We start from the raw sequence: 14130 nt of genomic DNA, 5'->3' as shown, positions 1-14130 counted from the left end.
CGCTCATGCAAAGTCAGTATTCACACATAGTGTTAGGTTTGGGTGCCACCGGGCTCTCGGTAGTGCGCTATTTGTGTGGAAAAGGGATCACACCCTTGGTGATGGATAGCCGTCGCCAACCTCCAGGTGCGGACACCCTTGCCAGCGCATTCCCTGAGGTGCAGCTGATTGCCGGCGGATTCGATTGTCGTTACTTAGTGCAAGCAAAGCAAATCATTATCAGCCCAGGCATTGCGATTGATACGCCCGAGGTGCGCGCGGCACTGGATATGGGGATTGAAGTCATTGGCGATGTGGAGCTATTTGCCCGTGAGATTGCCGACCGTAAACCTTGTGTGATTGGGATTACTGGCTCAAACGGCAAGTCGACCGTCACCACCTTAGTGGGTGAAATGCTGCGTGAAGCTGGCATGGCGGTGGCTGTGGGGGGCAACATCGGTATTCCGGCGCTCGATCTGCTGACGGAAAATGCCGATATTTTTGTGCTTGAGTTATCGAGCTTCCAGCTCGAAACCACCCACAGCTTGAATTGCGTAGCGTCGACCTGTTTGAACGTTACCGAAGACCATATGGACAGATACAGCGATATGGATGCCTATCGTAAGGCCAAGCTGCGTCTGTACCATCAAAGCCGCTCCATTATCTTTAACCGTGATGATGCGCTGACTATCCCTACTGAGCCGATGAACCAAAACAGTTTTGGTTTAGCGCCGCCCGAGGGCGACGAGTGGGGCATTTGTGATAGCAAGATTTACCACGGTCACAGTGAAATTATGCCGATCACCGAAGTATCGCTGATTGGTAGTCATAACCATGCCAACTTACTCGCTGCCATGGCGCTGGTGTATGCCGTGGGTGTAGATAAGCAAGTGATGGCCAAAGTGGCTCGCACCTTTACTGGCCTTTCTCACCGCTGCGAAGTGGTAGGGGTCAAAGGTGGTGTGACCTATGTGAACGACTCTAAGGCGACCAATGTTGGCGCCACCGTCGCGGCGCTCGATGGATTAAGCGATCACTTAGGTGACATTATTTTGATTGCCGGTGGTGATGGTAAGGGCGCGGATTTCAGTCCATTGGTCGAGCCGTTAACGAAAGTGACACACCTCATCACCTTAGGTCGCGATGGTAATAAGATAGCCGCATTGAAGGAAGGAGCCATCAAGGTGGACTCTATGGCTACTGCAGTGGCTAAGGCCGCCGAGTTAGCCACCTCGGGCGATATCGTACTCCTATCGCCAGCCTGTGCGAGCCTAGATATGTACAGCAACTTTATGGCTCGTGGGGATGATTTTAGAAGCCAAGTGGAGCAACTCGATGGCGAGTGATGCAAGACAGCTCAGCCTGTTTGGGCGAGTGCTAAACGCACTGCCTAACTGGCAACGTGATAACGAGGTGCCGGGAGTGCAATTGTACGACCGGGCTTTGCTCACTGCTGTTTTGTCTTTGATTGGCTTTGGTTTTGTCATGGTGATGTCAGCCTCTATGCCGGAGGCACAAACCTTGACGGGTAATCCATTCCATTTTATGACCCGCCATGTGGGTTATCTGTTGGGATGCTTAGTGATTGCCGCTTTTGTGCTGAGGGTCGAGATGCAAACCTGGCAGCGGATGAGCCCAATCATGTTGCTAGGCGTGTTTTTGATGTTGCTGGCGGTGTTGGTTGTCGGTACCACAGTCAACGGTGCGACCCGTTGGTTATCCATAGGTCCTATCCGTATTCAGGTGGCCGAGGTCGCTAAATTTGCATTTTCTGTGTACATGGCGGGTTATCTGGTGCGTCGGCATCAGGAAGTGCGTGAAAATGCGAAGGGCTTCTATAAGCCGATTGCGGTATTTGCGATCTACGCAATTTTGATTTTGATGCAGCCCGACTTAGGTACCGTGGTGGTGTTGTTCGTCGGCACTGTGGGGCTATTGTTCCTCGCGGGGGCGCGTTTGCTGGACTTTTTCGCGCTGATTTTTGCCGGGGTGTTGGCATTCGTGGCGCTGGTTCTGCTCGAGCCTTACCGTATGCGCCGGGTGACCTCGTTTTTAGACCCTTGGCAGGATCCATTCGGTAGTGGCTATCAGTTAACGCAATCGCTGATGGCCTATGGCCGGGGTGATTGGTTTGGTCAGGGCCTAGGTAACAGTATTCAAAAGTTGGAGTACCTCCCCGAGGCACATACCGATTTTATCTTTGCCGTGATCGGTGAAGAGTTAGGTTTTATCGGCATTATCGCTGTGTTATCCGTGCTGCTGTTTGTGGCATTAAGGGCCATTCGCCTTGGTAACTTATGTTTAGTGATGGACAAAGCCTTCGAAGGTTATCTGGCCTATGCCATTGGAATTTGGATCTGTTTCCAGACCGTCGTTAATGTGGGCGCAAGCATTGGTATGTTACCTACTAAAGGGTTAACACTGCCCTTTGTGAGTTACGGCGGTAGTAGTCTATGGGTCATGACGGCGGCGGCAATGACATTGCTGCGCATCGATTATGAGCGGCGCATGAGTTTAGTTCAGGCCGTGCAAGGGAGATTGAAGTAATGACCGACGCGGGTAAACGTATTTTAGTCATGGCAGGCGGCACGGGCGGACATGTGTTCCCGGCGCTCGCGGTGGCAAAGTATTTAGCGCAGCAAGGTTGGCAAGTTCGTTGGTTAGGCACAGCTGACCGTATGGAGGCACGTTTAGTGCCTCAGTATGGCTTCGATATCGATTTTATCGATATCAAGGGCGTGCGTGGTAATGGCTTAGTGCGTAAATTAGCGGCGCCTTTTAAAGTGGTGCGCTCGATTCTGCAAGCCAAGGCCGTGATTGCTGAGTTCAAGCCCGATGTGGTGCTGGGCATGGGCGGATTTGCCAGCGGCCCGGGTGGTGTGGCGGCGAAATTGGCGGGTGTACCCTTAGTGCTGCATGAGCAAAATGCCATTCCGGGAATGACCAACAAGTTACTCTCGCGAATTGCGAATCAAGTACTGTGCGCCTTTAAAAATACCTTCACTCAGGTAAAGGCCAAGGTGGTGGGTAACCCCATTCGTCGCGAGCTTATTGCTTTAGGTGCCGAGCCTAAGCAAGCCGCGGATGATGCCTTAAAAGTCTTAGTGGTGGGCGGTAGTTTAGGCGCCAAAGTCTTTAACGACTTAATGCCTGAAGTGGTGGCCGCGCTGAGTAAGCAGCAGTCGATTACGGTTTGGCATCAAGTGGGTAAGGATAATCTGACGGGCGTTAAGTCGGCTTATCAACAGCAAGGACAAGAGGGCGGCGTTAACGTTGCCGAATTTATTGATGATATGGAAGCCGCCTATCGCTGGGCGGATGTGGTATTGTGCCGTGCCGGCGCGCTGACGGTATCCGAGTTAGCGGCGGTGGGACTACCGAGTATTCTGGTGCCTTATCCCCATGCCGTGGATGACCATCAGACCCGTAACGCCCAAGTATTGGTTGAGGCTGGCGCCGCTTTCCTATTGCCACAGGCCATCTTGGACGTGAATAAACTGGTGAGTAAATTACAGTTACTCGCCAATGACAGAGCAGAATTAGCCCAAATGGGCCAAAGAGCGAGAGATGTTGCCGTGTTGGATGCGACCGAGCAGGTGGCCCAAGTGTGTATTGCTCTCGCCGAGAAAGGATAGGTATGACTAAGACAGAAAGATACTTACAGCTAAGAAGTATGATCCCAGAAATGCGCCGGATTAAGCGTATTCATTTCGTCGGCATTGGCGGCGCGGGCATGGGCGGGATCGCTGAAGTATTAGTAAACGAAGGTTATGTCGTCAGTGGTTCAGACATCGCGCAAAACGCCGTGACTGACAGACTCTGCCTGCTGGGCGCGAAAATTCATATCGGCCATGGTGCCGATAACGTGCAGCAAGCCGATGTGGTGGTGGTCTCGACTGCGATTAATCCTGAGAACCCAGAGATTATTGCGGCGAAGGAATTGCGTATTCCTATCGTGCGCCGCGCTGAGATGTTGGCCGAGTTGATGCGCTATCGCCATGGTGTGGCGATTGCGGGAACTCACGGTAAAACCACAACCACCAGTTTGATTGCCAGTTTGTATGGTCAAGCGGGGCGCGATCCGACTTTTGTGATTGGTGGCCTGCTGAACAGTGCTGGTACTAATGCCCGCTTAGGTACGAGTCGTTATCTTATCGCCGAAGCCGACGAGAGTGATGCGAGCTTCTTGCACCTGCAACCTATGGTCAGCGTGGTGACGAATATCGAAGCCGACCACATGGACACCTACGGCGGTGACTTTGAAAAGCTCAAATCGACCTTCGTGGACTTTCTGCATAACCTGCCATTCTACGGCGTTGCTGTGGTCTGTATCGACGATGCGGTGGTGCGCGAGATTATGCCGCGTATTGGTCGTCACATGATCACCTATGGCTTCAGTGATGATGCCGACGTGCAGGCGCTGAATTTCCATCAGCAGGGGCATCAATGCCGCTTTACGGTAAGACGTAAAGGCAAAGAAGATTTAGATTTGCTGCTTAACTTGCCGGGTCAACACAATGTATTAAATGCGCTCGCGGCGATTGCCGTGGCGACAGAAGATGAAATTGATGATAGCGCCATCATTCAAGCCTTGGCTGAGTTCCAAGGTATTGGCCGTCGTTTCCAACACTTAGGTAAGTTCGCAACGCCAAAGGGCGAAGTGATGTTAGTGGACGACTATGGTCATCACCCCAGTGAAGTGGCGGCGACCATTAAAGCGGCGCGTGCAGGTTGGCCGGATAAACGCTTAGTCATGGCCTATCAGCCGCACAGATTCACTCGTACCCGTGACTTGTACGAAGACTTTATTGAAGTGTTGTCTCAAGTGGATTGCTTGCTGTTACTCGAGGTGTATAGCGCGGGTGAAGCGCCGATCCCCGGTGCCGATGGTCGCGCACTGTGTCGCTCGATTCGCTTGCGCGGACAGTTAGATCCCATCTTTATCGCCAGCCCAGATCAGTTAGCCGAAGTGCTACCCGATGTGTTGCAGGAGGGGGATTTATTGTTGACCCAAGGTGCGGGTAATATAGGCGCCCTGTCGCGCCAGCTAGCTGCCTCTGAATTGGGCTTTAGCGTTGCCGCGACAACTGAGGTAAAACCTTGATGTATTGCGGGACAACTCGGGTTTAAAGGAAATTTTGACCCGAGGCTTTAGCTCTATATAATGGCCGATTTTCTGTGGTTTTTAGTAGTGTCGTTGAAAGGTGGAAACAAACGTGTCTTGGAGTGATAAGAGGCGACACTGGTGGGCGAGGATGTCACGGGTTAATTGGTACCTGTGGAGCGGAATTGGTTTTTTATGGTTAGTCATTGGGAGTTTTGTCTTTGGTGGCTACCAACTGCATAAGTTTTTAAATGATGCCAGCACGCTGCCCATTGAGGCTGTGGCCATCAAAGGTGAACGGACTTACACCACAGATAGAGATATACAAATTGCACTACAGGATTTAATGCAGCGGAGTTTTTTCAGCGCAGACATCACCTTAGTGCAACAGGCCTTAGAAGCCTTACCTTGGGTGTATCGCGCGTCAGTAAGGCGTGAGTGGCCAGCGAAACTCAGGGTGTATTTACAGGAGCAGCAACCGGTCGCCCATTGGAATGGCACCGCTTGGCTCAATGTGCATGGTGAAGTGTTTGAAGCGCCATCGCATCCTGAGCTAGAGCATCTGCCTTATTTATCTGGGCCAGACGATATGGGGACCGAAGTGTTAACCGCCTACGCGCAGGTTAACTCGCTACTGAAGATTAATGGCTTTACCTTGGCCAATTTGAGTTTAACGCCACGTCATGCGTGGCACGCGACACTGGGTAACGGTATTGTTTTAGACCTAGGTCGAGAAGATAAAATGGCAAGGATACAAAGGTTTATCACTGTTTATCCGTTACTGGCGAAACAAGATAAACCGATTGCCAGAGTGGATTTGCGCTACGACACAGGGTTGGCCGTAGGCTGGGGCGATGCACAAACAAGAGAGCCGATAATTAATGACCAAAAACCAAGATAGAAATCTGATCGTCGGATTGGACATAGGAACCTCTAAAGTCGCAGTGATCATAGGCGAAGTTCTGCCCGATGGCGAAATCAGCATAGTCGGCCTTGGTAACCACCCTTCAAGGGGCATGGATAAGGGTGGCGTTAACGATTTAGACTCCATCGTGCGCAGTGTGCAACGCGCGCTCGATCAAGCGGAATTAATGGCGGACTGCCAAGTATCATCGGTTTACCTGAGCATTTCCGGTAAACATATCGCCTGCCAAAACGAAAATGGCATGGTGTCGATTAACGATGAAGAAGTGACACAGGAAGACGTCGACAACGTGATCCACACCGCTCGCTCGGTGAAGATCCCAACGGAACGTCGCATTCTGCATGTGTTACCGCAGGAATACGCGATTGACGTACAAGACGGTATTCGCAGCCCTATCGGCATGTCAGGCATGCGGATGGAAGCCAAGGTACACATAGTGACCTGCGCCAACGATATGGCGAAGAATATCACTAAGAGTGTTGAGCGCTGTGGCTTGAAGGTCGATGACTTAGTGTTCTCCGGCATTGCGTCGGCGGATGCGGTATTAACCTTCGATGAAAAAGACTTAGGCGTGTGTATCGTCGACATCGGCGGTGGTACGACGGATATCGCCGTGTACACCAATGGTGCACTGCGTCATTGCGCGGTTGTACCAGTTGCGGGCAACCAAGTGACCAACGATATCGCGAAGATTTTCCGCACCCCTTCGTCACATGCTGAACAAATTAAAGTGCAGTTCGCCTGTGCGCGTAGCTCCATGGTGAGCCGCGAAGACAGTATCGAAGTGCCATCGGTTGGTGGTCGTCCATCGCGTAGCATGTCGCGCCATACTTTGGCAGAAGTGGTAGAGCCGAGATATCAAGAGCTGTTTGAGTTAGTGCTCAAGGAGCTGAAAGACAGTGGTTTAGAAGATCAAATCGCCGCAGGTATCGTGTTAACAGGCGGTACGGCGTCGATTCAAGGCGTGGTAGACATCGCGGAGGCAACCTTTGGGATGCCAGTACGCGTTGCCTCACCATTGCCAGTTAAAGGGTTATACGAATACGTGGATCAGTCTATTTACTCCACTGGGGTTGGATTGCTTCACTATGGTGCAAGACGGGTGCTTGAGCGTCAATTCGAGCGTCCTGAGCGTCAAGGGGTTACCAGTGCTTGGAATCGGGTCCAAAGCTGGTTTAAGGGTGAATTTTAATAACGCAGGCAACACGGAGATCAGACAATGTTTGAGATCATGGACACTCACTCAGACGACGCGGTGATTAAAGTCATCGGCGTTGGCGGCGGCGGCGGTAATGCTGTCGAACATATGGTCAAACACAACATTGAAGGTGTTGAGTTTGTCGTTACCAACACAGACGCACAGGCGCTACGTAAATCAGGCGCTGGCTCAACGATTCAATTAGGTCGCGATGTCACTAAAGGTCTTGGCGCTGGCGCCAACCCAGAAGTGGGTCGTGCCGCAGCGGAAGAAGACCGCGAAAACATTCGTGCTGCGATCAAAGGCTCAGACATGATCTTTATCGCCGCCGGTATGGGCGGTGGTACGGGTACAGGTGCTGCGCCAGTGGTGGCTCAAATCGCTCGCGAAGAAGGCATCTTAACGGTTGCTGTCGTGACTAAGCCTTTCCCTTTCGAAGGCAAAAAGCGTATGGCTTATGCCGAGCAAGGTATCGCTGAGCTCGCCAAGCACGTGGATTCGTTAATCACTATCCCTAACGAAAAATTATTAAAAGTATTGGGCCGTGGTACGTCATTACTCGATGCATTTGCCGCAGCGAATAACGTGTTACTCGGTGCAGTACAAGGTATTGCCGAGCTGATCACTCGCCCAGGTCTGATTAACGTCGACTTTGCGGACGTTAAAACCGTTATGTCCGAAATGGGTAATGCCATGATGGGTACCGGTGTTGCGCGTGGTGAAGACCGTGCGGAAGAAGCGGCCGAAGCGGCAGTTGCCAGCCCATTATTAGAAGACATCGACTTAGCCGGTGCCCGTGGTGTGTTAGTTAACATTACCGCAGGTATGGACATGAGCATCGAAGAATTCGAAACCGTGGGTAACCATGTTAAAGCTTACGCTTCTGACAACGCCACAGTGGTTGTGGGTGCGGTGATCGACCCAGAAATGAGCGACGAGCTGCGTGTTACCGTGGTTGCAACGGGTATCGGTGCTGAAAAGCGTCCTGATATTCAACTGGTTTCTAAGCCAGCACCACGTCCAGAGCCAGTGGTTGTGGAACCAAAAGTCGAAGCCTATGTCGAAGAAGCGACTCATGTGAGTTATGCGGCGCCAAAAGGTAACGTGTTACCTGCATCGCCAGCACCGGCTCCTGCGCCAGCACCTTCAACAAAGCATGAATTGGATTACTTAGATATCCCAGCGTTTTTGCGTAAGCAAGCTGACTAAAACAGGTATTTGAGTCCAGCGTGTAGGGTGGTGCCTTGCTCTGTGAGCTTTACCACCCAATGACTACATTTGTATGACATGGTCAACTTATGTTACCATGTAGCACCTATGTGGTCGTTTTGCCGCCGCTGCGTGTGCAAATATTAGGCTTAATTATAGAAATCTAAACGGGTAACTGAATGATATTTCAAAGAACTGTTCAAAAAATGGTGAAGGCTACTGGAGTCGGTTTGCACTCTGGGAACAAGGTCACCTTGAGCATTATGCCCGCACCAGTCAATACAGGGATCGTACTCGTGCGTACCGACATGAATCCTCCCGTTGCTATTCCAGCAAAGGCGGAACAAGTTCGCGAAACCACAATGTGTACGGCACTCGTCAATGACGAAGGTATTCGTATTTCGACTATTGAGCATTTATTTGCAGCCTTAGCGGGTTTAGGCATTGATAACGCCGTAATCGAAGTGGACGCGCCTGAAATTCCAATCATGGATGGCAGTGCGAGCCCATTTGTCTTCTTACTTCAGTCTGCGGGTATCAAAGAGCAGGCTGCACCTAAGAAGTACTTAAAGATTAAACGCCCTGTGCGTGTTGAAGACGGTGATAAGTGGGCCGAGCTGAAGCCATTCAAAGGCTTTAGAGTCAACTTCAAAATTGACTTTGCTCACCCTGAAATTGCTCGTAGTCAACAGCATGTGGTGATGGACTTCTCTACTTCTGCTTTTGTTAAAGACATTAGCCGTGCCCGTACTTTTGGTTTTATGCGTGATATTGAGTATCTGCGTGCGAACAACCTAGCATTAGGTGGCAGCATGGAAAACGCGGTTGTACTTGATGAATATCGCGTCCTCAACCCCGACGGCCTGCGTTATGAGGATGAGTTCGTTAAGCACAAAATTTTAGATGCGTTTGGTGATCTCTACGTGGCAGGGCACGCCATTCTTGGTGAGTTTACTGCCTATAAAACGGGTCATGCACTGAATAACCAATTAGTGCGAGCCTTATTGGCGCAGCAGGATGCGTGGGAGCTGGTGAGCTTTGAGAAAGAAGCCGATGTTCCCGTCAGCTTTACTGTGCCAGGTGGCGCGGTTTACGCTTAATAGCGGTTGATGTTTACTTATTACGGCTGGCCAATGTGGCCAGCCGTTTTAGTTTTTCGCCTAGTGTTCCGCTCACATTTTCTGCAAGCGCAGCAATATGTTCTGCCGCAGCTGGACTGAGTTGCTTGTGCGCCTGTTTCGGCTTTGCGTCATACAATGCTAATCTCGGGTTGACTTTAACTTCAATTGCGGTAAGGATTGGGAGCGTTTCTGCTTGAAGCTGCGCTAGTAGTTTCGGCTTTTGGAAATTAATTCGTGCAGCCCATGCTGCCGAAGTGGTTTCAACCACAAGAACACCCTGGCGGAAATTGGCGACTTTCAGCTGCTCCGCAACAGGACCTGCGACAATCTGCTTCACGTGCTGATCCAGATATAAAAGTAGTTCCGCTTTCTCAGCTATATCGGGCAATGTGCCTGACTGGTGTAGTAATTGGCTGAGATCCTGAGGGGGCTTTTTCATATGATAATAAGATGGCTGAATTAGGCTATGAGTGTAACAGTATTTATTCAAGGTCGGAATGGCGTTACGCGCTGGCAACCCAGTAAACGCTGGTTGCTCCTTCCCATGCTATTGTTAGCTACTGGTGCCGGTATTTATCAACACAACTCTGCTAAGTTTGAAAACCAGCAAGCCAGTGTCGATAACGATCGTATCCAACGCGAACAACAAAAGAAGCAAGTCTTAGAATTAAAGAGTGCCACAGAGTCACAGCTAGCCATGCTGGCGACCCATGTTGCGCGCATGCAAGCTAAAATCACCCGTCTCGAGGCCTTAGGTCAACAAGTCGCTAAACAAAACAAATTGGATGAAGACTTTGATTTTTCCTCTGAAGTGGGTGTCGGTGGCTTGAGCGAATTAGGCTCGAATATCGAACTTGGTCAGCTTATTGATGATATGGATAAACTGGCATCACGAATTGACAACAATAATGTTCAACTATCACTACTTGAAACAGTGTCATCTAACCACCATATAGATGCTGAACGTTATGTATCAGGGCTCCCACTCGATAAAGGTTGGTTATCGTCGCCCTACGGATTACGTAATGACCCTTTCAACGGTCGTCGAACCATGCATAAAGGGATCGATTTTACCGGTCGAGAAGGGGCTAAAGTTGTCGCGACTGCAGCAGGCGTGGTGACTTGGGCTGGGAATATGTTTGGCTATGGCGAATTGGTCGAAATCGACCATGGTAACGGTTTACGTACACGCTATGGTCATAATAAAGCTTTGTCAGTAGCTGTAGGTGATGTGGTCGCAAAAGGCGATACCATCGCCAGTATGGGAAGCACTGGGCGCTCAACAGGGGCTCATGTGCATTATGAAGTGTTGCGTGGCGGACAGCAGATAGATCCACAGAAGTTTGTCTACCGCAAGGCAGGTTAATTGAAACAATTGGCTTCTAGTTTCCATCATGGACTTGGCCTACAGAAAATAAGTGATTCAGATGTTTGGTAAATTACTGACAAAAGTATTTGGTAGTCGCAACGACCGTACCCTCAAAGGGTTACAGAAAGTAGTTAATAAGATTAATGCGCTTGAAGCCGATTATGAAAAATTAACCGATGAGCAGCTTAAAGCTAAAACTGCCGAGTTCCGCGAGCGTTTAGCAGCTGGTGAGTCATTGCAAGCGATTATGGCGGAAGCCTTCGCAACTGTGCGTGAAGCATCGAAGCGAGTGTTCGAGATGCGTCACTTCGACGTGCAGTTACTCGGTGGTATGGTGCTCGACAGTAACCGCATCGCTGAAATGCGTACTGGTGAAGGTAAAACCTTAACCGCGACCCTTCCAGCCTATCTCAATGCCTTAACCGGTAAAGGCGTTCACGTTATTACCGTCAACGATTACTTAGCCCGTCGTGACGCCGAGAATAACCGTCCATTGTTCGAATTCTTAGGCTTAACAGTTGGGATCAACGTAGCAGGCCTTAGCCAGCAGGCGAAAAAAGACGCCTATAACGCCGATATTACCTACGGAACCAACAACGAATTTGGTTTCGACTATCTGCGCGACAACATGGCCTTTTCGCCACAAGAGCGTGTTCAGCGTCCATTGCACTATGCACTGATCGACGAAGTCGACTCAATCCTTATCGACGAAGCCCGTACGCCACTGATTATCTCTGGTGCTGCGGAAGATAGCTCTGAGCTATACATCAAGATCAACACGCTTATCCCAAGTCTTATCCGTCAAGATAAAGAAGACTCTGAAGAGTATGTGGGTGAGGGTGACTACAGCATTGATGAAAAAGCCAAACAAGTGCACTTTACCGAGCGTGGTCAAGAGAAGGTTGAGAACCTGTTGATTGAGCGCGGCATGTTAGCCGAAGGCGACTCACTTTACTCTGCAGCAAACATTTCTCTGTTGCACCATGTGAACGCGGCGCTGCGTGCGCATACCCTGTTTGAGCGTGATGTGGACTATATCGTTCAAGACGGCGAAGTGATCATTGTTGACGAACACACTGGCCGTACTATGCCAGGTCGTCGCTGGTCAGAAGGTTTACACCAAGCCGTTGAAGCCAAAGAAGGCGTTCGTATCCAAAACGAAAACCAAACCCTGGCATCAATTACCTTCCAAAACTACTTCCGTTTATATGAGAAGTTAGCGGGTATGACAGGTACGGCCGATACCGAAGCGTTTGAGTTCCAACACATCTATGGTCTAGATACTGTGGTTGTGCCAACCAACCGTCCAATGGTACGTAAGGATATGGCGGATTTAGTTTACTTAACCGCTAATGAAAAGTATCAAGCGATTATTAAAGACATTAAAGACTGCCGTGAACGTGGCCAACCTGTTTTGGTGGGTACGGTTTCTATCGAGCAATCTGAACTGTTAGCGCGCTTAATGGTGAAGGAGAAGATCCCGCACCAAGTGCTTAACGCTAAGTTCCACGAAAAAGAAGCCGAAATTGTTGCTCAAGCGGGTCGCACTGGCGCTGTGACTATTGCCACTAACATGGCGGGTCGTGGTACCGATATCGTGTTAGGCGGCAACTGGAATATGGAAATTGACGCCCTCGAGAATCCAACTGCGGAACAAAAAGCCAAAATTAAGGCCGACTGGCAAGTGCGCCACGATGCCGTGGTCGCCGCCGGTGGTTTACATATTTTAGGTACTGAGCGCCATGAATCTCGCCGTATCGACAACCAGCTACGTGGTCGTGCAGGTCGTCAAGGTGACGCGGGTTCTTCACGTTTCTACCTTTCTATGGAAGATAGCTTAATGCGCATCTTCGCCTCGGATCGTGTCTCAGGCATGATGAAGAAACTGGGGATGGAAGAAGGCGAAGCAATCGAGCATCCATGGGTTTCCCGTGCGATTGAAAACGCACAACGTAAAGTAGAAGCGCGTAACTTCGATATTCGTAAGCAACTGCTCGAATTTGACGACGTTGCAAACGATCAGCGTCAAGTGGTGTACGCACAGCGTAACGAGTTGATGGATGCCGAAAGTATCGAAGACACCATCAAAAACATCCAAGACGATGTGATCAGTGCGGTGATCGACCAATACATTCCACCACAATCAGTGGAAGAGTTATGGGATGTGCCAGGATTAGAGCAACGTTTACAGCAAGAATTTATGCTAAAACTGCCAATCCAAGAATGGCTAGATAAAGAAGACGACTTACACGAAGAAACATTGCGTGAGCGTATTATCACCTCTTGGTCTGATGCATATAAGGCAAAAGAAGAAATGGTCGGTGCGCCAGTACTACGCCAGTTCGAAAAAGCCGTGATGCTACAAACCCTCGATGGTCTGTGGAAAGAACACTTAGCGGCGATGGATCACTTACGCCAAGGTATCCACTTACGTGGTTACGCGCAGAAGAATCCAAAGCAAGAATATAAGCGCGAGTCGTTCGAACTGTTCCAACAATTACTGTCGACCTTAAAGCATGATGTCATTAGCGTGCTATCTAAGGTACAAGTACAAGCACAGTCAGACGTAGAAGAGATGGAAGCGCGTCGTCGTGAAGAAGATGCTAAGATCCAACGCGACTATCAGCATGCAGCAGCCGAAGCCTTAGTCGGTGGGGATGATGGTAGCGACGAGATGATGGCTCACACGCCAATGATCCGCGATGGCGATAAAGTGGGTCGTAACGATCCTTGTCCTTGTGGCTCTGGTCGTAAATATAAGCAGTGTCACGGCAAGCTAAGTTAATTCAATACGTGAACTCATTCTAAAAGGCGACTGTGATAGTCGCCTTTTTTATACCTGCTGCTTTATAAGTCCTTTAACTCTCTACCGACTCTAAAATCCTTCGGCTATAAATCCTGAGTGAAGCTGCACTAAAATTAACCGCTTTTATCTGTTTTGTGGATAAGTTTGAGGATAAATAGTGGGTATTTTGTGACTAACTGAAACTATTGAAAAAAGATCAAAAAAACCGAAAAAAGCCCTTGCACAAAAAGTTCTGCTGCCTATAATGCGCATCCACTGACACGGCAGACAGCGATACGCAGTTTCAAGTGTCGGTTCATCGAGTGATTAACTCCTCGATGAGCGAAAAGAAAGTTGCAAAAACTACTTGACGCAAAAACGGGAATGCGTAGAATACGCAGCCCTGACCCGCTGAAATCACTTGCGATAACGCGATGGTC

General features: G+C 49.9%; 11 protein-coding genes. 10 read left to right on the top strand and 1 reads right to left on the bottom strand.

Going from position 1 to position 14130, the window contains the following annotated elements; all coding sequences use genetic code 11:
* Positions 1–5: 5 nt before the first annotated feature.
* From murD to lpxC, 8 genes are all read left to right on the top strand, one after another.
* Entirely contained in the window at positions 6–1325 is a 1320-nt protein-coding gene (murD, locus tag SHD_RS02760; protein ID WP_023265745.1) for a UDP-N-acetylmuramoyl-L-alanine--D-glutamate ligase, read from the top strand.
* Entirely contained in the window at positions 1315–2526 is a 1212-nt protein-coding gene (ftsW, locus tag SHD_RS02755; protein ID WP_039977282.1) for a cell division protein FtsW, read from the top strand. Before murD ends, ftsW begins: the two co-directional genes overlap by 11 nt.
* Complete coding sequence (gene murG, locus SHD_RS02750) at positions 2526–3614, top strand: undecaprenyldiphospho-muramoylpentapeptide beta-N-acetylglucosaminyltransferase (protein ID WP_011624928.1); 1089 nt, start codon at positions 2526–2528, stop codon at positions 3612–3614. Before ftsW ends, murG begins: the two co-directional genes overlap by 1 nt.
* A 2-nt stretch (positions 3615–3616) precedes the next feature.
* Positions 3617–5083: a UDP-N-acetylmuramate--L-alanine ligase gene (gene murC, locus SHD_RS02745; protein WP_039977279.1), complete on the top strand. Its 1467-nt coding sequence runs from the start codon at positions 3617–3619 to the stop codon at positions 5081–5083.
* Positions 5084–5234: 151 nt separating this feature from the next.
* Positions 5235–5984: a cell division protein FtsQ/DivIB gene (locus SHD_RS02740; RefSeq protein WP_011718495.1), complete on the top strand. Its 750-nt coding sequence runs from the start codon at positions 5235–5237 to the stop codon at positions 5982–5984.
* Positions 5965–7200 (top strand): cell division protein FtsA, encoded by a 1236-nt coding sequence (gene ftsA / locus SHD_RS02735; RefSeq protein ID WP_011073897.1) that lies wholly within the window; start codon positions 5965–5967, stop codon positions 7198–7200. The genes SHD_RS02740 and ftsA overlap by 20 nt, the downstream gene beginning before the upstream one ends.
* Positions 7201–7227: 27 nt before the next feature.
* Entirely contained in the window at positions 7228–8415 is a 1188-nt protein-coding gene (ftsZ, locus tag SHD_RS02730; protein WP_011624294.1) for a cell division protein FtsZ, read from the top strand.
* Positions 8416–8594: 179 nt separating this feature from the next.
* The gene (gene lpxC / locus SHD_RS02725; RefSeq protein WP_023265742.1) at positions 8595–9515 is read left to right on the top strand and encodes a UDP-3-O-acyl-N-acetylglucosamine deacetylase; all 921 of its coding nucleotides are present in this window, start codon (positions 8595–8597) and stop codon (positions 9513–9515) included.
* A 13-nt stretch (positions 9516–9528) separates the two neighbouring features.
* On the opposite strand, the gene SHD_RS02720 is transcribed toward lpxC, so the two are convergent.
* Positions 9529–9975 carry a DUF721 domain-containing protein gene (locus tag SHD_RS02720; RefSeq protein ID WP_011718492.1) on the bottom strand — a complete coding sequence of 149 codons (447 nt, stop codon included), beginning with the start codon at positions 9973–9975 and terminating at the stop codon, positions 9529–9531.
* A 27-nt stretch (positions 9976–10002) separates the two neighbouring features.
* On the opposite strand from SHD_RS02720, the gene SHD_RS02715 reads away from it, so the two are divergent.
* Together SHD_RS02715 and secA are read left to right on the top strand one after the other, a co-directional pair.
* Positions 10003–10902, top strand: coding sequence for a M23 family metallopeptidase (locus tag SHD_RS02715; RefSeq protein WP_023265741.1), 900 nt, complete (start codon positions 10003–10005; stop codon positions 10900–10902).
* Positions 10903–10963: 61 nt separating this feature from the next.
* The gene (gene secA, locus SHD_RS02710) at positions 10964–13690 is read left to right on the top strand and encodes a preprotein translocase subunit SecA (protein WP_023265740.1); all 2727 of its coding nucleotides are present in this window, start codon (positions 10964–10966) and stop codon (positions 13688–13690) included.
* Positions 13691–14130 lie beyond the last annotated feature (440 nt).

Origin of the sequence: Shewanella decolorationis S12 (assembly GCF_000485795.1) — a bacterium.
In the GTDB taxonomy this organism is placed as follows: Bacteria; Pseudomonadota; Gammaproteobacteria; order Enterobacterales; family Shewanellaceae; genus Shewanella; species Shewanella decolorationis.
The sequence above is the reverse complement of the archived record's forward strand: the minus strand, read 5'-3'. Positions and strand labels throughout refer to the sequence as shown.